The organism is Pseudomonas syringae group sp. 26L6 (assembly GCF_032587815.1).
Taxonomy (GTDB): Bacteria; Pseudomonadota; Gammaproteobacteria; order Pseudomonadales; family Pseudomonadaceae; genus Aquipseudomonas; species Aquipseudomonas amygdali.
Genome location: NZ_JAWHPJ010000055.1, coordinates 49,222 through 71,114 on the forward strand (window position 1 = coordinate 49,222; position 21,893 = coordinate 71,114).

The 21,893-nt window shown below is 60.1% G+C and carries 15 protein-coding genes and 1 pseudogene; 5 read left to right on the forward strand and 11 right to left on the reverse strand.

Going from position 1 to position 21,893, the window contains the following annotated elements:
* Positions 1 to 16 precede the first annotated feature (16 nt).
* Positions 17 to 487, forward strand: a complete 471-nt coding sequence (locus RYA97_RS24030) for a YhfG family protein (protein ID WP_039847491.1) — start codon at positions 17 to 19, stop codon at positions 485 to 487.
* Positions 488 to 490: 3 nt separating this feature from the next.
* Positions 491 to 1,078 (forward strand): putative adenosine monophosphate-protein transferase Fic, encoded by a 588-nt coding sequence (locus tag RYA97_RS24035; protein ID WP_005756965.1) that lies wholly within the window; start codon positions 491 to 493, stop codon positions 1,076 to 1,078.
* 88 nt (positions 1,079 to 1,166) lie between these two features.
* On the opposite strand, the gene cfaB is transcribed toward RYA97_RS24035, so the two are convergent.
* The 5 genes from cfaB to hflK (RYA97_RS24060) all read right to left on the reverse strand — a co-directional run bounded on the left by cfaB (position 1,167) and on the right by hflK (RYA97_RS24060) (position 8,610).
* On the reverse strand, positions 1,167 to 2,354 hold the full coding sequence (cfaB, locus tag RYA97_RS24040) for a C17 cyclopropane fatty acid synthase CfaB (protein WP_005781418.1): 1,188 nt from the start codon (positions 2,352 to 2,354) through the stop codon (positions 1,167 to 1,169).
* 271 nt (positions 2,355 to 2,625) lie between these two features.
* Positions 2,626 to 4,551, reverse strand: coding sequence for a cation-translocating P-type ATPase (locus RYA97_RS24045; RefSeq protein ID WP_316893216.1), 1,926 nt, complete (start codon positions 4,549 to 4,551; stop codon positions 2,626 to 2,628).
* Positions 4,548 to 5,618: a protease modulator HflK gene (gene hflK, locus RYA97_RS24050; protein ID WP_005781414.1), complete on the reverse strand. Its 1,071-nt coding sequence runs from the start codon at positions 5,616 to 5,618 to the stop codon at positions 4,548 to 4,550. The genes RYA97_RS24045 and hflK (RYA97_RS24050) overlap by 4 nt, the downstream gene beginning before the upstream one ends.
* Positions 5,615 to 6,652: a protease modulator HflC gene (hflC, locus tag RYA97_RS24055; protein WP_002555935.1), complete on the reverse strand. Its 1,038-nt coding sequence runs from the start codon at positions 6,650 to 6,652 to the stop codon at positions 5,615 to 5,617. The genes hflK (RYA97_RS24050) and hflC overlap by 4 nt, the downstream gene beginning before the upstream one ends.
* 11 nt (positions 6,653 to 6,663) lie before the next feature.
* The gene (hflK, locus tag RYA97_RS24060; RefSeq protein ID WP_010199678.1) at positions 6,664 to 8,610 is read right to left on the reverse strand and encodes a protease modulator HflK; all 1,947 of its coding nucleotides are present in this window, start codon (positions 8,608 to 8,610) and stop codon (positions 6,664 to 6,666) included.
* A gap of 573 nt (positions 8,611 to 9,183) precedes the next feature.
* On the opposite strand from hflK (RYA97_RS24060), the gene RYA97_RS24065 reads away from it, so the two are divergent.
* From RYA97_RS24065 to RYA97_RS24075, 3 genes are all read left to right on the forward strand, one after another.
* Entirely contained in the window at positions 9,184 to 10,803 is a 1,620-nt protein-coding gene (locus RYA97_RS24065; RefSeq protein WP_005781408.1) for a glucan biosynthesis protein D, read from the forward strand.
* Positions 10,804 to 11,301: 498 nt separating this feature from the next.
* Positions 11,302 to 12,585 carry a membrane protein gene (locus RYA97_RS24070; protein WP_005781406.1) on the forward strand — a complete coding sequence of 428 codons (1,284 nt, stop codon included), beginning with the start codon at positions 11,302 to 11,304 and terminating at the stop codon, positions 12,583 to 12,585.
* Positions 12,586 to 12,661: 76 nt separating this feature from the next.
* Positions 12,662 to 14,575: an acyltransferase family protein gene (locus tag RYA97_RS24075; protein WP_005781404.1), complete on the forward strand. Its 1,914-nt coding sequence runs from the start codon at positions 12,662 to 12,664 to the stop codon at positions 14,573 to 14,575.
* Between the two features lie 69 nt (positions 14,576 to 14,644).
* Here RYA97_RS24075 and RYA97_RS24080 read toward each other — a convergent pair whose 3' ends face one another.
* The 6 genes and pseudogenes from RYA97_RS24080 to RYA97_RS26665 all read right to left on the reverse strand — a co-directional run.
* On the reverse strand, positions 14,645 to 15,283 hold the full coding sequence (locus tag RYA97_RS24080) for a response regulator transcription factor (RefSeq protein ID WP_005781402.1): 639 nt from the start codon (positions 15,281 to 15,283) through the stop codon (positions 14,645 to 14,647).
* Positions 15,283 to 16,350 carry a sensor histidine kinase gene (locus RYA97_RS24085; RefSeq protein WP_039847490.1) on the reverse strand — a complete coding sequence of 356 codons (1,068 nt, stop codon included), beginning with the start codon at positions 16,348 to 16,350 and terminating at the stop codon, positions 15,283 to 15,285. Before RYA97_RS24085 ends, RYA97_RS24080 begins: the two co-directional genes overlap by 1 nt.
* A gap of 49 nt (positions 16,351 to 16,399) precedes the next feature.
* The gene (locus RYA97_RS24090; protein WP_029241027.1) at positions 16,400 to 17,704 is read right to left on the reverse strand and encodes an AAA-associated domain-containing protein; all 1,305 of its coding nucleotides are present in this window, start codon (positions 17,702 to 17,704) and stop codon (positions 16,400 to 16,402) included.
* A 20-nt stretch (positions 17,705 to 17,724) separates the two neighbouring features.
* Positions 17,725 to 19,479, reverse strand: coding sequence for an ABC transporter permease (locus RYA97_RS24095; RefSeq protein ID WP_010199667.1), 1,755 nt, complete (start codon positions 19,477 to 19,479; stop codon positions 17,725 to 17,727).
* A 475-nt stretch (positions 19,480 to 19,954) separates the two neighbouring features.
* Complete coding sequence (locus tag RYA97_RS26660) at positions 19,955 to 20,818, reverse strand: methyl-accepting chemotaxis protein (protein WP_369812074.1); 864 nt, start codon at positions 20,816 to 20,818, stop codon at positions 19,955 to 19,957.
* Positions 20,819 to 20,857: 39 nt separating this feature from the next.
* Positions 20,858 to 21,877 (reverse strand): annotated as a pseudogene (locus RYA97_RS26665) (methyl-accepting chemotaxis protein); the annotation flags it as partial.
* Positions 21,878 to 21,893: the final 16 nt, after the last annotated feature.

A 21,893-nucleotide genomic window follows, 5' to 3' on the forward strand; every position in this document is an offset into this window, starting at 1 on the left:
TTTTACGAGGCTCAAAATGAAGGCGTCGCTGCAGCAGGTGTTACAGGCTGATCGAATAGACGACCTGCAAAAGCTCGGAACATTTATTGAAGTGAAGAGATGCATCGAAACTCAGCTGATGTTGAAGCTCGGGGTCAATGGCTGGGTAGCGTTATTCTCGAAACTGAATGTTCTGAAAACCGCGCTCTTGGCGAGTAAGAGCTCCGTCCACATGGCCGCCCATGAAAACACCTTCAGAGAAGCCAAACGCAAACTCTCAAAAAGCCTGGGTTTTCAAATAACGGCACACAATCAAGCAGAGCTCGACCGGCTGATACAAACATGCTCACTGTATGTTCTCGGTCGTACGGTTGTTGACCCGCGTAAGCGCTTTGAAGAGAAGAAACACAGAAATTTCATAAACAGTTCGAAACTGGAAGGAATCCACATACCCTTCACCGACGAGAAAACGTCTTTGGAGATGATACTGGCCAAGCACAGAAGATGATCAATGGACAGATACGATGCTTCTCATGACCACTATTGCTATCCCGGCTCATCGGTACTGAAAAACAAGCTGAACATTCAAGACATGGATGACCTTGAAGCAGCAGAGCGAGACATCACTGCCATTACCGTTAATCGCGTCCAGTACGTCGCACCTCCTTACAGTCTCGACAATTTAAAACAGCTGCATCACCTACTCTTTTCCGACCTCTATGAGTGGGCCGGAAACATCAGAAGTGTCGATATTTCAAAAGGTGGAACTCGCTTTTGTACCTGCGCACGAATTGAGGTGGAGGCGGCTAAAATTTTTGCCAGTCTTCAGAAGAAAAACTGGCTGGGCGCATTGGACAAAGACGCTTTTTGCGGAGGCTTGGCAGAGTATTACTGTGAACTCAATATGATTCACCCCTTCCGCGAAGGCAACGGCAGGGTTCAGCGCATTCTCTTTGAGCACCTTGCCTTGTCTGCAGGCTATGAGCTCGATTGGGCAACCGTCAGTCAGGAGGAATGGGTAAGGGCCAATATTGATGGCGTCAACGTGAACTATGGCCCCATGAAAGACATATTCGAGCGCATCGTAACCCTCTGCTAATCGGCCTGCCGAGCACGAACGCCGCCTTGCGTGCTCAAGACACTTAAGACTCTCAGAGTATCCCGGCCTCGGTGTTCGTAACTAAAGCTCATCTATAAATATCCTCCCGCGTCAGCGGCAACCCGGTCTTGCCATCGGCAAAGGGCTTCACGGCGAGTATCTGGTGCAGGTTGATCCAGCCCTTGGCGAATCCATAGGCGCAGCCCGCCAGGTACAGACGCCAGATGCGCAGGGTATGTTCGGGCACGATACGGGCGGCTTCGCCGAGCCTTGATTCAAGCCGCGCGCTCCAGTGTTCCAGCGTTCTGGCGTAGTGCGGGCGCAGGCTTTCCACGTCGACTATTTCCAGCCCGGCTTCACTGATATGGGCGCTGATCATGGCCATGTGCGGCAGCTCGCCGTTGGGGAATACATAGCGGTCGATGAACTCCCCGGCACCGCGCCCGACAGGACGCCCATCAGTATGCCGCGCGGTGATCCCGTGATTCATGACCAGGCCGCCCTCCTTCACCGCACCGAACAGGCATTGCGCATACAACGGCAAGTTAGCGTGCCCTACGTGCTCGAACATACCGACGCTGACCACCTTGTCGAAGCGCGCATCCTGCGGCAGGTCGCGGTAGTCGAGCAGTTGCAGGTCGACCTTGTCCTGCAAGCCCTCGGCCTGCACTCGTTGACGGGCCAGCGTCAGTTGTTGCTCGCTGAGCGTGATGCCGAAAACCTTCGCGCCATATTCGCGAGCGGCAAACCGCGCCAGTCCGCCCCAGCCGCACCCCACGTCCAGCAGATACTCACCTGGCTTGAGCCGTAACTTGCGGCACAGGTGGTGGAATTTATCCTGCTGCGCCTGCTCGAGCGATTCGTCACCGGTCTTGAAGTACGCGCAGGAGTAGACCATCTCTTTGTCGAGCCAGAGCTGGTAGAAGTCGTTGGATACGTCGTAATGGTAGGCAATCGACGCGGCGTCAGTGTCCTTGTCATGCTGGACGCGGATCGGGTTGTCGGTGCTGTCGTCATCATCCACAAGGGCATGAGTCAGTTCATCGCAAACCCGGACAACTTCGCTGATCGAACCTTCCAGCTCCAGCCGCCCCTCTACGAAGGCACTGCCGAGCAAGCCCAGGCTGGGGTGGTTGAAATCGGAGACCAGTTGCGGGTCCTTGACCACTATCGTGACGCTGGGCGCAGGCCCCAGGTCCATCTGATGGCCGTCCCAGAGCTTCAGCCTTAACGGCAGATGAAGGTTCTGCAAGGTCGTTGGAAGTTGTGTAAGCATTCAAAATCACCCCCTTATCCAGAAACTCAAAAAGAGTAATCCAGCAAGGGCCCCGCAAAAGGGCCCGCAAAGGCTATTGGCGACGGCAAAACTGCAATGAATCAACTTCGGGGAACAGCCCTGTACCCACTGATTCGAGCCGAAAGACAGCCTGAATTTGGATCACGCACTGAAACACAGCGCTTAATTTGTAACAGAATTCGTCAAAGCTCAAGCCGTTTTAAAGCGCTGATCAGCGCCCCTAGCCTGAGCCTTGTCGTTCACCAAATGCCTAGAGCTTCAGCAATGGCTCCTGAAAGCGCAGCAGACGTCCAGCATTGCCCAACACCAACAAGGTGCTCAGATTGTGCAGGATAGCTGCGACCATCGCGCCGGCAGCGCCGAGCAGACCAAAGGCGGCCAGCGCAACGATGGCCAGCGTCCAGCCCAGACCGATGATCACGTTGACCTGTAAGGTCTGACGGCACTGACGGCTGAGCCGCACACAGGTGCCCAGACGACGCAGATCGCTGCCGATCAGCACGATATCGGCGGAAGCCAGGGCAATGTCCGCCCCGCCCGCCCCCATCGCGACGCCGACCACGCCTGCTTTTAGAGCCAGCGAATCGTTGACCCCGTCGCCGACCACCATCGGCCGGAAGCCACTGGCGATCTCGCCCATGACACGGTTCAGTTTGTCCTCCGGCAATGCCTGCGCCTGGACGTCTGCTATGCCAATATCGTGTGCAAGGTTGTCGGCCACACTTTGTCGGTCGCCGGTCAACAGCAACTGCCGTCCCATGCCCAGTTCACGTAATTCAAACAGCGCAGCCTGCGCTTCAGGCTTGACGCTGTCGGCCAGCAGCAGCCAGGCCAGGAAAACGCCATCCAGCGACAACCCGGCCAGCGGGCCGTCATGTGCAGGTACGCCGCGGGTGACAATGCCCAACTGCTCGAACAATTCCGGACGACCCAGCGCTGCCTCACCCTGCCCGGTGGACGCCACCACACCCAGTCCCTGCCGCTCACGGGTGTCCAGCAACGGCAACAGCCGAGTGTTATCCACAAGACCGGCCAATGCACGGCTGACCGGGTGACTGCTGGCCGACCCCAGGCTGGCCGCCAGTTCGAGCAATTGCGGATGCTGCGGCCCTTCAGCCTGCACCGACTGCAAGCGCAGTCGGCCATAGGTCAGGGTGCCGGTTTTATCCACAACCAGTGAGTTCAGGTCAGCCAGTTCTTCGAGAAACGCCGAACTGCGGATCAAAATGCCGTGCCGTGCGGCGACTGCGATACCGGCGATAGCCGTGGCCGGAGCCGAAAGCACCAGTGCGCAGGGACAGGCAGCCACCAGCACCGCCAGCATCGCCTGAGCATCCTGAGTGATAAACCAGGTCAGCGCCGCGATCAACAGGACCAGCACCATGTAGCTGCCTGCGTAGCGTTCCAGCAGGCGTGTGATCGGCGGCTTGGAACGCTCCGCGCTCTGCATCAGCGCGATGACCTTGCCCAGCGTGGACTCATCGCCGATGCGGGTCACTTCGATACGCAGCAGCCCGTCCAGGTTGATCGCCCCACCAAACACTTCGATGCCGATACTGGCTTCCAGTGGCACCGACTCGCCGGTAATTGATGAAGTGTCCAGACTGGCCTGCCCGGAAAGAACCCGACCATCCGCCGGGACCCGGTCACCTGCACGCACTTCAACCTGATCGCCAGCCTTGAGCGTAGCGTTGTCGACCTCGCGAATATTGCCATCAGGCCCCAGCAAACGTGCCTGGCTGCGGGTCAGACGACCCAGCGCTTCGATGGCTTCCTGCGAGCCGATCACGCTGCGCTCTTCCAGCACATGGCCAAAGATCATGATGATCGGCAGCAAGGCGGCGGTCATCAGATCGCCAGTGGCCCAGGCACCGAGCATCGCCAGCGCGATCAACTGATCGGTGATGCCATGCAGGCTTGGATGCCGCAGGCTGTGCCAACCAGCGCTGATCACAGGTATCGCCACCAGCAGCGAAGCGGCGCCCAACAGCAATTGGCTGACACCTGCCTGTTCCGGAGCGAAAAAACGCCAGACCAGACCCAATGCCAACAGGCCCAGCGCCAGCATCGCGAGGGTCAATTGCCGGGCTGCGCTACGCTGCTCTGCGTTGCTCAGCAGACTGCCATCCGCTTGCGGTTTGATGGCGTGATGGGTGTGAACGGCTTCGCCACTCATTGCGGTGCTCCCTGAATGATCAGGCGGGAATCGTCTTTGGGATCGACGGTGGTGACCGAACCTGCCTGATGCAGAATGCCCGGCACACGTTCACGATAAAGGCGCTGCATGAGGCCGGGATCGCTGCGGTTCTCGGCAGATTGCGTCAGGCTGACGACGGTCGCGGTGGCTGCCTGTGCCTTGGCCAGGCGCTCGGAAGCCTGTGCGTGCGCCACTTGCAGGGTCCGGTCAGCGTATTGATTAGCGGTCTGGGTCAGTTTTTCTGCATCCGTACGTGCGTTGGCCACGGCCTGGTCGGCCTGCTGACTGGCCGTCAGCACGGCATTGAAAGCATTGACCGCCGACGTCGGCAGACTCGACTGCACATCCACCCGAGCGACTTCGACGCCAATGCCCATCCCGGTCGCGTTGAGTTCAGTCAGGCGTTGATTGATACCGCGCACCAGGTCGCCGCGCAGCCGCTCACGGCGCTCTGCTGCCTGGCTGTCAGCGCCGATCAGCTCGGGGCGGGCAACCAGAATGGTGTCCAGGTCTCGCGCTGCAGTCAGCGCCACGGCGCTGCGATTGACCAGCCGGTCCAGTGCGGGCAATACATGATCGCCCTGCAATACGAAGGCGTTGGGGTCAGTCACTTTGTAGAACACGGTGACGTCCAGCTGCACCACACCGGCATCACCGGTCAGCAGAAAACCGGAACCAGCCAGAGCATCGCTCATTGGCGCCGACAGGGTCGCGATTTCATCGGCTTTGAGTGCCGCTGGCGAACGCAGCAAGGTTTCCACCCGTCGCTCGATCACCCGATCAGCCGAGGGCAGCAGCACTACCTGCTCGAACGGCTGCGGCCAGGCGGTCAGCAATCCTGCGTTCTGCACCCGCTCGAGCGCGCCGAAGCGCATGACCACGGCACGGTTCTGCGGATCGATCTGGCGCACGTTGGACGTCGCCCAGGCAAGCGCAGCCAGCAGGGTCACGCCATACAGCCCGATGAACGCCAGTCGGCTCGCCTGCAACCATGGGCTATTGGCAGGCGGTCGTTGCGTTACGGGCTCGTCGACCGGTTGGCTCATGGCTGCGTTCCGCTCTTGCCGTCCAGCGTTGGCGGGCCATCTACCAGCACGCGGAATGGCGCGGCGTCGGTGCGCAGTATCAGGCGAGTACCCGGCGTCACGATGGTGCCCAGTGTGTCCAGCGAGCGCAGCAGGTTGTAGAGCTGCGGCGAACCCGCATAGGCGCGGCCATAGATCTGCGCGGCTTCAACACGGGATTGCGCTTCGATATCGGCCGCCTTGACCGTGGCATCGGCCTCGACAATGCGCGCGTCGCGCTCGGCTGCCGAACGAATCTGCGCTGCTTCACGCTTGCCCACGGCGGTCCGCTCGGTGGCGATGGTCTCGCGTTCGGCGCGCATGCGGTCCACCGTGGCATTGAGCGTCACCGACGGCAGTGTCAGTCGTTCGACGCCTACCTGCAGAACACGAACGCCATAGGTCGCCAGCAGTTGCTGATCGATCTGCTGGCGCAACTGATTTTCGAACGCGGTGATATTCACCTTGTTGGCGTCGGTGTTCACCAGGCTGGACAGGTCGAAACTGCTCGCGGTGGTCTCCAGCGCAGAGCCGACAAAGGTGCGGATCTGCCGCGCTGCTTCGTCGGGCTGGTTCTGTACCGCGCGCATGAAGCGCTGCACGTTGTCGGCATCGCCCTGTACCTGCCACGCCACATAGGCCTGAACGATGATGCGCAAGCCGTCACGGGTGCCGACATCCTGCAAACCGCTGGATGTGGTACGCAGGCGCAGATCCACCGGAATGGTCGCTTCGAACGGTGCGGGCCAGCGCCAGTTAAGGCCCGGGTCGAGCAGAACGCGGGAAGGATTGCCGAAGCGGGTGACGACGGTCGCTTCACCCGAGCGCACCTGCACCAGGCTCGCCGCCGCAATCGCGAAGGCGATCAGCACCGCCGCCAGGCTTGCCCGTCGCCAAGGGAACGCTGCCGGACCGGTCGCGCCATGATGATGGTGATGATGGCCGTGGCCGCCATGACCGTGACTGTCATGGCTATCGTGGTCGGCGTGATCGTGATGATGATGAAACAGACTCAAGGGACGACTCCTTACTGAACGGCTTTACGCGGCGCCGTTGGGTCTGCCGGTGGGGTGAAGGTACGCAGGTCGATGGTCGGCGCGTTGTCGCCGCCCAGACGGTGGTCGAGTATCAGCAGCTTGGCATTGCCCAGGCCTTCGGTCAGTTGCGCCAGGTATTGTTCCAGCAAAAATGCCTGCCCTGCCTTGGCATAGGCCTGGCGCTCGGCACTGAAGCGCAGGTCCGCGCCTTGCGCTGTGGCCAGAACTTCACGGGCTGCAGCGCTGGCCTGATCTCGGGCAACGCTGGCATTGAGTTGCGCCTGGTTGGCCTTGTCACTGGCCGCACCGCGTTCGCGGGAGATCAGCGCCTGTGCGCCGATCTGCGCAGCCTGCACGGCATGATAGGCATTGGCGGCACCTGCTGGCGGATGGATGGCTTCGACCACCGTGGCGAGCAGTTCAACGCCGCTGTCCAGACGCTGCAAGTCAGCCTGCACGGCTTTGCCGATGTCATCGGCCAGCCCGCTGCGCTGTTCGCCGAGCAGCTCGTCCAGCGTGCGCGAGGCAAAGTCATGCACCAGCACGCGGCTGGCCGTGCTGCGGATCAGAGAAGGAATATCGGCGCTGTTATAGGTCGAGGCCATCGCCGCGGCATCTGTCAGGCCGATGCGGTAGACGAACCGCACATCCATATTGACGATCTGAAAGCTCTGCTTGTCGCCGGCACTGCTGGCAATGACCTGGGATTTTTCGTTGATATGGCTGGCATCCCATAGCCGGTTGGCGCTGCCCGGCGGCGGGCCTTCGGCCGGGTCCAGCGTCTGCTCGGCCGCGTCGGCCGCAGAAACACTGGTCGCCAGCTCATGAACCACACCGTTTTCAACCGCCAGGACCCGGCCGAACGGCCAAGGCAAACCGACATGCAGACCCGGTCCGAAGACCTCGACCGGCTTGCCGAACCGCTCGTAAATGCCTCGCCCCTGCATCGGAATTTCATGCACGCCGCTCAGCGCCCACCCCAGCGCCACCACCACCGCCAGCACCGGCAAAAAGGCGCGGCGCATGTAGGTAAAGGCCCAGATCTGGCGCAGATCAATGCCGAAGCGGTTGTGCAGCTCATGCTGCAAGGCGAGCAACGGGCGCGGTGGCCAGCGCAGCAGGTCAGCGATAAAACTGGCGGCCAGCAGGCGCGGCTCGAGACGCGGAGTGCGCGGGCTGAACACCGACAACACAGCCCGCAACAGAAATTCAAGCGCCACACCCAATGGCAGCAGGCCGATCAACACAGCCAGCCGTGCAGGCCAGACGCGATCAGCGCTGGAGAAGAACAGGCACAACGCGCCGACCAGCAGAACGATAAGCGTCATGCGCACCAGCTGCGCCAGCGCCCCGGCCTCTGGCGACTGGCCTTCGGGCTCGCTGCTCAGTTGCCGCTCGATGACCAATAGCCCGAACGCCAACAGCAACAGAATACTGCCCGCCAGATTGCCTGAAGTGGAAAGGTCGGAGCCAGACAACGTCAGGTTCCAGAAGGCGCGGATGACGATCAACGCCAGCACTGCCCACCCGGCAAGCCACAGGGTCGAGCTGCCGATGTGCCGAACCAGTGACTCGCCCGAATCGCTCAGCCGGGTAAGCAGGCGCTCATACCAGCCGGTTTCATCGAGCGCTTGCGCCGTCGCGGGAGAGTCTGCGGCAACAGGTGCAGCCAACGCGCGGGCACGCCACATCGCGACGTGCCTGGCCGACTGCAGGCCCGCAGCGAGCAGTATCAGCGCCGCCGACGCATTGCCCAGCACGGCCATCCACAATGAACCAGGGGAAAACAGATCGATGGACAGCGCCAGCAGCAGCCCGAACGCGCCCACCCCACCGCTCACATACATCAGTCGCCCGAGACGCCGAACCTGCTGCACCGCCATTTGAAAACGCGGCAGGCCTTCGAGGCCATCGTGCTCACCCAAATCAACCCGCATCACTACCCCGGCACCCGCTGATTATTGCCCTGTGGAGAGCCGTGTATCGGCATCCATTAATGCAGCTGCATCATAGCGTTACGATATAACACGCAGAGTGAAACTTTCGTCAGGACTATTGCCTGAACGAATACGATATAGCGGCAAATGATTGGGCTGGATATCGTGCAGATGCTCCGCACCAGCATGCGGTACTGGACGCTCGCCTGCGGCAGGCTGACATTTGCTCAGTTTGCGACCCGGCAAAATGGTTGCTGAATATTGCGCGCATATTCGGGCGCTCTGCGCCAACGCACCCTATCGCCCTGACCGGCGCTGCGCACCCACCTCGCTCGCAAGCCTTGCGCCAAGCGGTGCCGAGCGCATTCAACCCACCCCAACAGGCCTGAAAAACGTCCATTCCTGCCCTCTGGATGCCGCTTCCATTGAGCACAATCGGCGATTTTTTTTGACTGATTTCCGAACGGGATCTCGTCTTTGTTATCTGTTGTGGGTAGTTTGCGTTCGGCAAGGAGTCGTTGGCGCGCCATTTTTTGTGCAGGACGCACAGAATTACTCAGAGGCTTCACCCTTATGAATCGCAGAAATCTCCTGAAAGCGTCCATGGCGTTGGCCGCTTACGGCAGCGTGTCGGCCTCAGGGCTTTATGCTGCGCGAGCACTGGCCGCCGCAGCCGATGGCGAGATCGAACACTTCGATTTTGCAGAGCTGCAAGCCCATGCCAAGAAGCTCGCAGGCAAAGGCTATGTGAGCAACAAGCAAGTGCTGCCACCCGTCCTGGCAGATATGACGCCGCTGCAATTCAATGCCATTCGCTACGACCCGAACCACTCACTGTGGAAAGACGTCCACGGTCAGCTCGACGTGCATTTCTTCCACGTCGGTATGGGTTTCAAGACGCCGGTGCGCATGTACAGCGTCAACCCGCAGAACAAGCAGGCGCGCGAAGTGCATTTCCGCCATGACCTGTTCAATTACGAAAGCAGCGGCATCGACAAGAATCTGGTCAAGGGCGATCTGGGCTTTGCAGGCTTCAAGTTGTTCAAGGCGCCCGAAATCGCCATCAACGACGTTGTCTCGTTCCTCGGTGCCAGCTACTTCCGGGCCGTAGACAGCAACAAGCAATACGGTTTGTCGGCCCGCGGCCTGGCCATCGACAGTTACGCCAAGCGTCAGGAAGAATTCCCCGACTTCACCAAGTTCTGGTTTGAAACGCCAGATAAAAACGCCACACGCTTTGTGGTTTACGCACTGCTCGACTCACCCAGTGCAACCGGTGCCTACCGCTTCGACATCGACTGTCAGGCTGGCCAGGTAGTCATGGAAATCGACGCGCACATCAATGCCCGTACCGATATCCAGCAACTGGGCATTTCGCCGATGACCAGCATGTTCAGTTGCGGCACTCACGAGCGCCGCATGTGCGACACCATCCACCCGCAAATTCACGATTCGGATCGCCTGTCGATGTGGCGCGGTAATGGTGAGTGGATCTGCCGTCCGCTGAACAACCCGGCCAAACCGCAATTCAGCGCGTTCGCCGACACCGACCCGAAAGGTTTCGGGCTGGTGCAGAGCGATCACGAGTTTTCCAGCTATCAGGACACTGTAGTCTGGTACAGCCGCCGTCCGAGCCTGTGGGTCGAGCCGATTACCGCGTGGGGCGAGGGCGAGGTCAGCCTGCTGGAGCTGCCGACCACGGGCGAAACGATGGACAACATCGTGGTGTTCTGGACACCGAAGACGCCGGTCAAGGCCGGGGATTCGATGAACTACGGCTACAAGCTGTTCTGGAGCCCGTTGCCACCTGTAAGCACGCCGCTGGCGCAGGTCCACGCCACTCGTTCAGGCATGGGCGGCTTCCTCGAAGGCTGGGCACCGGGCGAGCATTACCCGAAAACCTGGGCGCGCCGTTTTGCCGTGGACTTCAACGGCGGCGGTCTGGATCGCTTGCCGGAAGGCACCGGGATCGAGCCTATCGTCACGGTCACGCATGGCAAGGTGCAGGACTTCAACATCCTCGTATTGCCGGACATCAAGGGCTACCGCGTCACCTTCGACTGGGTACCGGACAGCGACTCGGTCGAGCCGGTTGAAATGCGCATGTTCATCCGCACCGCCGACCGTACGCTGAGCGAAACGTGGATGTACCAGTACTTCCCGCCAGCACCGGACAGACGCAAGTACCCGTAGTCCGCAGATAGGTGACGCAGAGCGTCACGAAAGGCATTCCCACGCGGAGCGTGAGGAACGATAGGTGCAACTATCGTGCGACGCTCTGCGTCGCATGCCTTTCTGGACGCTCCGCGTCCGATCCTGAATGTGCAGTGCGGCGCAGAATTGTGACGCGGAGCGTCACGCACTGCATTCCCACGCTGGAGCGTGAGGAACCATGAGTTCAACTAAGTGCCCGCCAAAACACTATCGTGCCCATGCTCCAGCGTGGGCACGCCGTTCTGGACGCTCCGCGTCCAATCCCTGGCACAAAGTGCAGCGCATAGCCCTTAATCCTGACTAATTAATTGACAGTTGCCCGAACTGCGACTGATATACGTGTTGTCACGCCGTTGCGAGCGTTCGCTCCAGACCTTTCATCTCCCAGAGCCTTCCTGTGTCGACACATGCCCGTGATCGTCGGGCGGTAGCTTTGTCCGCGCAATTCCCCTGACGCATATCCAGAAGGCAGCCAGCATGGCGTTGACTACTGCGAACAGCGCCGACACCAGGTCGTCGGTGATATCCTTTGATAAATCCACGGTTGTGATGTGGGTCGCCATCAGCCTGATTCTGGTCGAGACCTTCTCCGGAGCCTTGCGCTTCTACTTCGATCAGGCAGGCATCAGCCTCCTGCTCTACACGCCCAAAGCTGCCTGCATCCTGTTGTTTGTGCTTGAGCTGTGCACCTTCAAAGCGGGACGGTTGTTCTGGGCGTTCATGGTGGTGTGGCTGATTTCCGGGCTGCTGGCCATGCTGCATCGCGCCAGCGTCCACAACCTGGCGTTCAGTCTGTTCGCCCTGAGCCCGCTGGTGTTCGGCCTGGTGTGCAGCAAGCACCTGCTCTACCGCCGCACGCTGTTGTACCGCGCCATCGGCTTTTGCCTGCTGGCCTCACTGCTGGGTATGGCTCTGGACAAGTACACCTCGGTGCCCTGGAAGGGCTACAGCTACAGCGTCGGTGAAACCGAACTGAGCGCCAACACCACATGGAGCGCGGACGAGGTAGACCGCATTGCCGGTTTCGCCAGAGTGTCCAACGTGCTGTCGATCATGATCGCCTTCTACACGCTGTACCTGATCATTTTCGTGCGCTCACGCCTGATGATGATGCTGCTCAGTGCCGTGGCGCTTTACGCCATCGTGCTGACCACCAGCAAAGCGCCAGCCGCGGCATTCGCCCTGACCCTCATTCTGCTGTTGCTGCGGCGAATGAGCTGGACCTGCCGAACGCTTTGCATCGTGGTGGTAGGCATCGGGCTGCTGCTACCGACTCTAGGGCTGATTGTGAGCCCCGATGCCTATGCGGTGAGTAGCGGCGGCTCTCTGGCCTCGCTGTATGACCGGATGATCAATACCTGGCCCAACCTGATCAATGCCATGAGCCGCGAAGGCTGGATGATCAGCGGCGCGGGCTTCGGCATGGTCGGCAGCACAATGGGGCTGTTTCCGGTCGAAGGTGCCGGCGTATTTCTCGGCATGGACAGCTCGGCGCTGTATCTGTGGGCGATGCTGGGCGTGCTGGGGCTGTTGCTGTACGCGCTACAGATTCCGCTGTTGTTCCGACTGATCGATGATCAGACCCGCATCGGCCACATGCTGCTGGCGATCAGTTTCTGCTGGTGCCTGATCAGCTGGACCACCGACATGTTCGAGGTCGCTGTCGCCAATCTGTTTATAGGCGTGGCCATTGGTCATGTGATTGCCAGCAGACAATCCGCTGCAAGCCATGCGCTCAGGCTGCCCTCCACTGCCCACTGACGGACCGCCAGATCATTTACCGGCCGCTGCACAGTGCCATTCTCCCTTACGATCATCCACCGGATGGCTTCATCAAATGGACTTCAGAAAAGACATCAATGGGCTGCGCGCCATCGCGGTGGCTGCGGTGCTGCTCTTTCACTTTCAGCCCGCCTGGATGCCTGGTGGTTTCGCCGGGGTGGACGTGTTTTTCGTGATCTCGGGGTATCTGATTACCGGGATCATCCTGCGTGGCTTGAGGAGCGGCAAATTCAGGCTGACAACGTTCTACACGTCGCGGGCCAGACGCATCGTCCCGGCCCTCGCGGTGCTGTGTCTTGCCTTGCTGCTGCTGGGCTGGTTCTCTTTGCTGCCGCTGGACTACAGCGCGTTGGGCACTCATGTGGCCAGCAGCCTGGGATTCGTTTCCAACGTTGTCTATTGGCGCGAGGCCGGTTATTTCACCGCCAGTGCTCATGAGAAATGGCTGCTGCACACCTGGTCGCTGTCGGTGGAGTGGCAGTTTTACCTGCTGTACCCGATTGCACTGTTGCTCCTCAGTCGCTTTGTCGCGCTGCACAACCTGCGCTGGTGGGTGCTGGGCGCAAGTCTGGCGGGCTTTGTGGTGTGTGTGTTTGCCTCGTCCCGATGGCCAGAAGCTGCGTTTTACCTGCTGCCGACCCGTGCCTGGGAGTTGCTCGCGGGTGGCGTGGCCTGCCTGTTCCCGCTGCAACTCAGGCCCCTACAGCAGCGAGTTCTGGAACAGGTCGGACTGGCGCTGATCGTTGCCGGTTTCTGTCTGCTGTCCGTACAGGATACGTGGCCAGGGTATCTGGTGCTAATGCCGGTGCTGGGGACTTTCGCGGTGATCGCGGCGGCCCGCAATGATTCGCTGCTGACCTGCAACCCACTGTTTCAATGGGCAGGCAAACTGTCGTACTCGTTGTACCTGTGGCACTGGCCGGTGGTGGTGTGGATGAACTACACCGGTTTGCTGGGCGACACCCGCACGGTGCTATTGGGCATCGGCGTGGCTCTGACACTGGGGCTGATCTCATGGCGGTTGATCGAGCGGCCCGCCAGCCCACATCAACCTGACCAGCGCCGGAAATTTGCCATGCCTGGCGCACTGGTCGTTCTGGTCTTCGTGGCGGGGGCGCTGGTGGGTGCGACGCGAGGCGCGGTATCGCCACTTCGCCCGATCAGTGTTTCGGACAAGGCGCATTTCATCCAGGAATACGTTGATCGACAGCACAACCTGTACGAGCCCTACTGGCTGAAATGTGACGCCTTTTCCGCCCTGACCCAGCGTGGCCAGTCGGCCATCGACGAGACCTGCACGCGCAAACAGGGGCCGGGCGGAGTGTTCTTGTGGGGCGATTCTCACGCCCAGGCGTTGTCACTCGGGCTGCGTACCTTGCTGACACGCACGACCCCCTTCTATCAGGTGGCCTCGGCCAGTTGCGTTCCCGACCTGAATGACCACGAGGGACGCGCTTCAGCGACCAGCAAGGCCTGCGACTACTCCAACAGGACTGCCCTGCAGAGCATCGAGAGGCTGCGTCCGGACATCGTGGTCATCGCGCAGAAGGATGGCCACGACAAGACCGACTGGAAGCAGATTGCGGCCCGCCTCAAGGGCTTTGGCGTGAAACATATCGTGCTGATCGGTCCGATGCCATCGTGGAGCCCATCGCTGCCCAGTGTCATCGTCAACCGTCACTGGGGGCTGAGCGAGTCGCATATCCGCGATCCGGCGCTGGATCAAAGCGTCATGCGGGTGGATCAGACAACCCGCGCGCTGGCTGTATCGGCGGGCATCCAGTTTATATCGCTGATCGACAAGCTGTGCATCGCCGATGCCTGCCGGGTACGCCTGGAAAACAGCCGCTCATTGCTGCAGATCGACTCGGGACACTTGAGCGCAGAGGGTTCGTTGTACGTGGTACGCAACTACGTATTGCCACAACTGGTGAATGAGTCGAGCAAGCAGCGCGGCGCAGAGTTGTGACGCGGAGCCTCACGCAAGGCGGTCACACGCTGGAGCGCAAGGAACGATAAGTGTGCGGGCGTGGGTTAATCAACGGAGCTCTTTGAGCCGCTCGGCAAACTTGACCAGGTCAGCCAGCGAGTCGGCTTCCATCTTGCGCATGACCGAGCCACGCCGGACCTTGACGGTGATTTCACTCACGTTCAGGCGGGCTGCGATCTGTTTGTTGAGCAAGCCACTGACGACCAGTTCCATCACCTGCTGTTCGCCATGATTCAGGCTGGCGTGACGGCGCTGCAACTCGGCTTCCACGGCGGAGTTGCGGCGACGGCTGCGGTCTCGCTCAAGCCCTTGCTGGAGCGCATCCAGCAAGTCCTGGTCACGGAAGGGTTTGGTCAGAAACTCCACCGCACCGGCCTTCATCGCCCGCACGGACATGGGAATATCGCCATGCCCGGTGATGAAAATGACCGGCAGAAAAATCCCCGACCTGGCCATGTGCTCCTGAAAATCCAGGCCACTCATGCCGGGCATGCGAATGTCCAGAATCAGGCAGCCCGGCGCATCAGGACGAGGGGTGTCCATGAACTCGTGGGTCGAGCCGAACAACATACTGCGCAAGCCGACTGACGCCAGCAGGTCTTCCAGCGAAGAACGCACCGATAGGTCGTCATCGATGACAAAGATGACCGGCTCTTCGGCCTGCGGTGCAGTGGCGGCTGTGTTCATCAGGTTTCCATTTTTCCAGTGGGCAGCGTGAAATGAAACGTGGCCCCGATTGAGGGGTTGGGCGTCACCCAGATTCGCCCGCCATGGGCTTCGATGATAGACCGACTGATCGCCAGTCCAATCCCCATGCCTTCCTCTTTGGTGGTGTAGAAAGCGTCGAAAAGCCGGTCGGCTGCTTCCGGCTGAATCCCTACACCGCTGTCGCTGACAGTGAACTCGATTTCCCCGCCTCCGTGCCACTCGGCCCGCACGTCCAGTTGCGCCTGTTCCGGTTCGACTTTCCTCATCGCGTCCATGCCGTTGAGCATCAGGTTCAGCAGCACTTGCTGGATCTGCACCCGGTCAGCCAGCAGCGGTGGCATTCCCTCCGGCACGTCAACCGACAGTGTGACGCCCTGCCCGTCTATCTCGCTGCGCGCCAGCGCGACAATCTCGGCCACCGTGTCCGCCACACTGATCCACTCTTTGTGCGTCGACGAGCGCTTCGCCAGGGCGCGCACGCGCACGATGATATCTCCGGCGCGATTGGCATCACCGATCATGCGCTCGACTGCCTGACGGGCCTTTTCCAGATTGACCGGCTCGGTGGCCAGCCAGCGCTGACAGGCGTTACCGCTGATGACAATCGCCGACAGCGGCTGATTCACCTCATGGGCAATGGACGCAGCAAGCTCACCCAACTGATTGACCCGAGCGATGTGCGCCAGCTGCGAGCGCGCTTCATGAACCGTGCGGATGGCCCGCGCCATACGTAGCGCCAGCCAGGTGGTCATGGCGATGGCGGCCAGGCTGATGACGCAGTTGATCAGCCCGGACGCCTCGCTGCCTCTGGAGGTGGTCATTTCGTAACTGACCACCGTCAGCAGCATGCACACCGCCGCCATGACAATAACGCCCCTGAACGGCAAAAGCCTGACCGCCAGCAACACCACCGCGATCTGGAACACCCCCACGGCGATCTCTAGATCGGTCAGGGTATCGGCAATCGCGATGACCAGCGCCAGCGCCAGCAAAGCGACCCACCTGACGACCATCGCGGCTCTGCTACAGGATTCTGGCTCGTGCATCTGCACCATCTCGCTCTTCAAAAGGCCTGCCGAGTATGTCGTACAAACCTCAGGACGGGTTATCCAGACTGAACTGATCGGCCAGCTCATCATAAGCGAACAGCTCGGCGTAACGCCCCCATTGCGTAACGACATTCAGGGTCTGCATGGCATCGCTTTCCGACATGAAGTCTTCCAGTTGATCGCGAAAACGCCGCGCCGGTGCCGTGTGCGTGGGGCGATCATCCAGCACCCGCCGAATGTGCGCGACCAGCGGCACGAAGCTCAGCAGATGCTGGGCAAACAGTTGCTTGCGTTCGTCCACATCCGCCAGCGCATAGCGATTTGCGGCAGGCAACAAGCGAATATCACCGCCCTTGAGCTCTGCAAAACGCAGCAGTTGCAGGACCTCGGCAATCGGAAACAGCTCATCGGCGTTGTAGTGCAGCGCGCTGGCCAGTTCCGGCAGGTCCGCTTTGAGGCTGTAGGGCGGCGCATGAATGGCTTCGATCAGCCCTGCCAGCGCATTGGTGGACACCTGCGGCAAGACCATGCCCAGCCCGGTGCCTGGAAACACGCCCTGACGTATTTCGCCTGCATCGTTGTCCTGGGTCATTAGCACGTAGATCTCCTCCACCAGCGCCCGGAAGATCGGGTCCTGGCGATTGCGCGGCTGAGGCAGATCGACCTTGATCTCGCTGATCACCCGACCCGGATTGGAGGAGAACAGCAGAATGCGATCGCACATCAGCACGGCTTCGGCAATGTTGTGCGTCACCATAAGGATCGACTTGATGGGCATGCGCCCTTCGCTCCACATATCCAGCAAGTCGGTGCGCAGGGTTTCGGCCGTCAGCACATCGAGCGCGGAAAACGGCTCGTCCATCAGCAGTACATCAGGGTCGATGACCAGCGCACGTGCCATGCCCACGCGCTGGCGCATGCCGCCTGAAAGCTCTTTGGGGTAAGCACTCTCAAAGCCGTCCAGACCGATCAGGTCGATGGCCGCCAACGCGCGCTTGCGACGCACGGCGGGTGGCACACGTTGCGCTTCAAGCCCGACTTCGACGTTTTCCAGCACGGTCAGCCACGGGAACAGGGCAAAGCTTTGAAAAACCATGCCTACCGACATCGCCCGCCCCTGCACGCGGCGAGGAAAATTCACTTCGCCTTCGGTGGGCACCACCAACCCCGCGATGGAGCGCAGCAGGGTGGACTTGCCCGAGCCGGAGCGACCCAGCAGGCCCACAATTTCGTTCTCATTGAGCGTCAGTGTCACGTCATCCAGCACCAGGCGCTCTTTGCTGCCTTTGCCGTACACATGTCGGACTTTCTGAACATCTACCAGGCAACGCGTTTCGACAGCCATCATGATGGCGCCCTCCTCAATCAAAATCACACAAGACTCAGACGCCGCTCGGCAAACCCGTACAGCGGACGCCACAGCAACCGGTTGAACGCGATGACGAAGATCGACATGACAACAATGCCCAACGCAACGCGTGGAAAGTCTCCCGCCTGAGTCGCGTTGGCGATGTAAGAACCCAGCCCTGCCGCTTCCAGATGCTGATCACCCCAGGACACCGCTTCAGCGACGATACTGGCGTTCCATGACCCACCCGATGCGGTCAGCGCCCCTGTGACGTAGTAGGGGAACACCCCCGGCAAGGCCACACACCGCCACCACTGCCAGCCGCGCATGTTGAATATCGTGGCCGCTTCGCGCAGGTCAGTCGGCAAGGCGCTGGCCCCTGCGATCACGTTGAACAGGATGTACCACTGGGTGCCGAGCACCATCAGCGGCGAAAGCCAGATGTCCGGGTTCAGGTGCAGGCCGACAATCGCAATCACTGCAAAAGGGAACAGTACGTTGGCTGGAAAAGCCGCCATGAACTGCGCTATCGGCTGCAAGCGTTCAGCCCAGACCGGACGCAAGCCGATCCATACACCAACAGGCACCCAGATCAGGCTGGCGATGACGATCAGGACAATCACCCGCACCATTGTTGCCAGCCCCAATCCCAACGCGGTGACCAGGTCGCTCATGCCCAGCGATGTCTCGATGAACCTGAACAGGTAAACACTGCCGGTCAGGCAAGCAGCCATCACCAGGGCCAGCCATAGATAGTCGAGCAACCGGGCAACGCCAGGCGTGAGCTTTACGTTCCACAGCCGGGATACCACGCGCCAGTCGATCAGCATCAGGCATTTGCACGGCGCAGCGAGGATCGAGCCCAGCATCGGTGCCACCCGCGAGCGACCCAGCACGCTGTACATCCAGGAGCGCGGACGCTTTGACGACGCGGTTTGCTCGAAGCGAAACTTGTCCGCCCATGCCACGATCGGCCTGAACAACACTTGGTCATAGGCCAGGATCACCAGCGCCATTGCGCCCACCGCCCAGGCAATCGCAGCAAGGTTTTTCTGCTCGATGGCCAGCGCCAGCCACGAGCCGATACCAGGCAGATTGACCGTGGTGTCACCGACCGAAATGGCTTCGCAAGCGACCACAAAAAACCAGCCGCCGGACATCGACATCATCATGTTCCACACCAGCCCCGGTACGGCGAACGGCAGCTCCAGACGGGTAAAACGCAGCAGTGGAGACAGTCCGAACTGCCGGGTGACTTCATTCAGGTCGCTCGGCACGGTACGCAGTGACTGATAGAAACTGAATGCGAGATTCCATGCCTGGCTGGTGAAGATGGCAAAAATCGCTGCGCATTCGACACCCATTTGCCGACCGGGGAACAGCCCCATGAAAAAGGTCACTGTGAACGTCAGAAACCCCAGTACCGGAACCGATTGAAGAATATCCAGCGCCGGGATAATCACCTGCTCGGCCTTACGGCTTTTGGCCGCCAGCGTGGCCACGACAAACGTGAAAACCAGCGAAGCGGCCAGCGCGATGAACATGCGCAGCGTGGTGCGCAATGCATATTCGGGCAGGCGCGCAGGGTCGAGGCTCATCGGGCTTGAGTTCAGCGCGGCAAGTGGCTGCATCATCTGGCCCACGCCATACAGCACCAGCGCAATAAACACGGCAATAACGACCAGGCAAATACCATCGGCCCAATAAGGAGTGCGCGCACCGGGTTTTACAAAACGGGGCGTGCGCAGGCTTTTACCGAATTCAAATATCGAATGCATTGTTCACCTCGAATCGGCTGTGCAGGCGCGTACCCGCCAGCGTGATAAACAAACAGGCGGTCGGCGATAACAGAAAAAGGCCGTGAGTTAATAGTTGCCGGACAGTGAGTAAAGCTTATCGAGTTTTGAACAACTGTTAAAACCTGCAAACGTAGGTCATGTTTATCTGTGAGTATGAGTTATATATACCAACGTATATTTGCAGGACTAACGGGTATGCCGTTCTGAATGTTCTGCGCCCGATCGTGAACAGTCGGCGCTGCGTAGATTGGTGACGCGGAGCGTCACACACGGCATTCCTACGCTGGAGCGTGAGGAACGATAATCTAAGCTATCGTGCGACGCTCTGCGTCGCATGCCGTTCTGGACGCTCTGCGTCCTCTTTATGACTTCTTAGCTGGAGCGCAGGGAACGAGAGGTGTCCGAAAGAACACCTCACGCGCCCCGCGCCGCACGGGCACAACAGTGCGCTGGTTCAGACGCGGAAGTGGCTGACCATCGTTTGCAACTGGCCTCCCAGACGCGCCAGTTCGACGCTGGAGGCTGCGGTTTCTTCGCTGGCTTCGGCGGTCTGTTCGGATACGTCGCGAACGTTGACGATGCTGCGGCTGATTTCGTCGGCCACCGAGCTTTGTTGCTCGGCGGCGGCTGCGATCTGCTGGTTCATCGCCTGAATATTCGACACGGTCCGGGTGATGCTTTCCAGTGACGTACCGGCCCTGCGCGTCAACTCGACACTGCTGTCAGTCAGTGTGCGGCTGCCAAGCATGATGCCCGACACCTGACGCGTGCCATTCTGCAATGCCGCCACCAGGCCCTCGATCTCCTCGGTGGACTGCTGGGTCCGTTGCGCCAGGCCGCGGACCTCGTCGGCCACCACGGCAAAACCGCGACCGGCTTCCCCGGCACGCGCGGCCTCAATGGCTGCGTTGAGTGCCAACAGGTTGGTCTGCTCGGCAACCGCCTTGATTACATCCATAACCTTGCCGATCTTGTCGCTTTCCTGCTCCAGCACGTTCATTGCATCGGATGAGCGAACCACCTCGGCGGCCAGTCGCTCGATCTGCTGGATGGCTTCGCCGACGACCTTGTCACCCTCACGGGCCTGCTTGTCGGCATCGGAGGCAGCAACGGACGCCTGCTCGGCATTGCGTGCCACTTCGTGCACGGTGGCCGACATTTCATGCATGGCGGTCGCCACCTGATCGGTCTCGACCTTCTGGCTGTTGACCCCGGCGCTGGTCTGCTCGGTAACCGCCGACAGCTCTTCGGCAGCGCTGGCAATCTGCGTGACGCCGTCACGAATACCGGAAATCAGCTCGCGCAGGGTGGTGCCCATGCGCTGGATGCCCTGCTGCAATACGCCCAGTTCGTCACGTCGGGTGACGGCTTCGGTATGAGTCAGGTCGCCAGCAGCGATGCGCTCGACAATCGCCAGCGTGTCGCGCAGCGGCCGGGTGATCTGCCGGGTAATGACGATGGCCGCAAGAATGCCCAGCAACATGACCAACAGCACGCAACCGATCTGCAGATTACGCGCCTGAGCAGTGTCATCCTTGCCCATCTGCATCTGAATGCCATACAGCTCTTCGCCCAGTTTGACGATGGCAGCCCCTTGGGAAGTCAGGTCCTTACGCACGCTCGCAGCAGTCTGAGTGGTGGCCTTGAAAGCCTCGACCGAGCTGCGGTAGCTACGAAGAGCGCTTTCAAACTGGGCAATTTGTTCGCGGTTGGCAGCGCCAAAAGTGGTTTTGAGCCTGTCCAGATGACTGATCGCCGTATCCAGTTGCTGAAAAGCTGCTGTCTCGGTCTTGTCATTGGGGTTGCTGGTATAACCACGTACTTCATAGCGAACCAGAATCAGGTCTTGCCTGGCGGCAGTCGCCAGTTGGGCCTGATCAAAACGCGCCGGGTCCGCAGGATCGATCTGCGTGACGGCATCGTTCAACGAGTCGACAGCCCGCATGGCAACCATGGCATTGGCGGTCATCTCGTTACGCACTTTGGCGCCAGCCTGAAACGCAGCGCGCATGCTGTTCAACGAGGCTTCATAGTCACGGGTGACATCGGCCAGTTCGCGCAGAGGCTTGAGGTTGAGCGGGTTGTTGAAGCTGATGAGCAGTGATTGCTGCTGCGCCTTGAAGACATCCAGCTTGCTCTGCATGTTTTGTGCGGCGGTTTCATCGCCGTCAGTCAGCATATATTGCAGGCGCGCGACCCGCAGATTGGTCAAGTTGTCACTCAACTCAGTGATGTCGCCGATTCTGTCGGTGCGATTGATGAGTTTATCGAGGCTGGTCCAGCCGACCAAGGCGAGAATGGCAGTGAAAAAAAGAACCGTCCCAAAGCCCAATGCCAACTTCATGTTGACGCTGATATTCGCAAAGCTGCTGTTCATAAAATCTCCTGAAAAT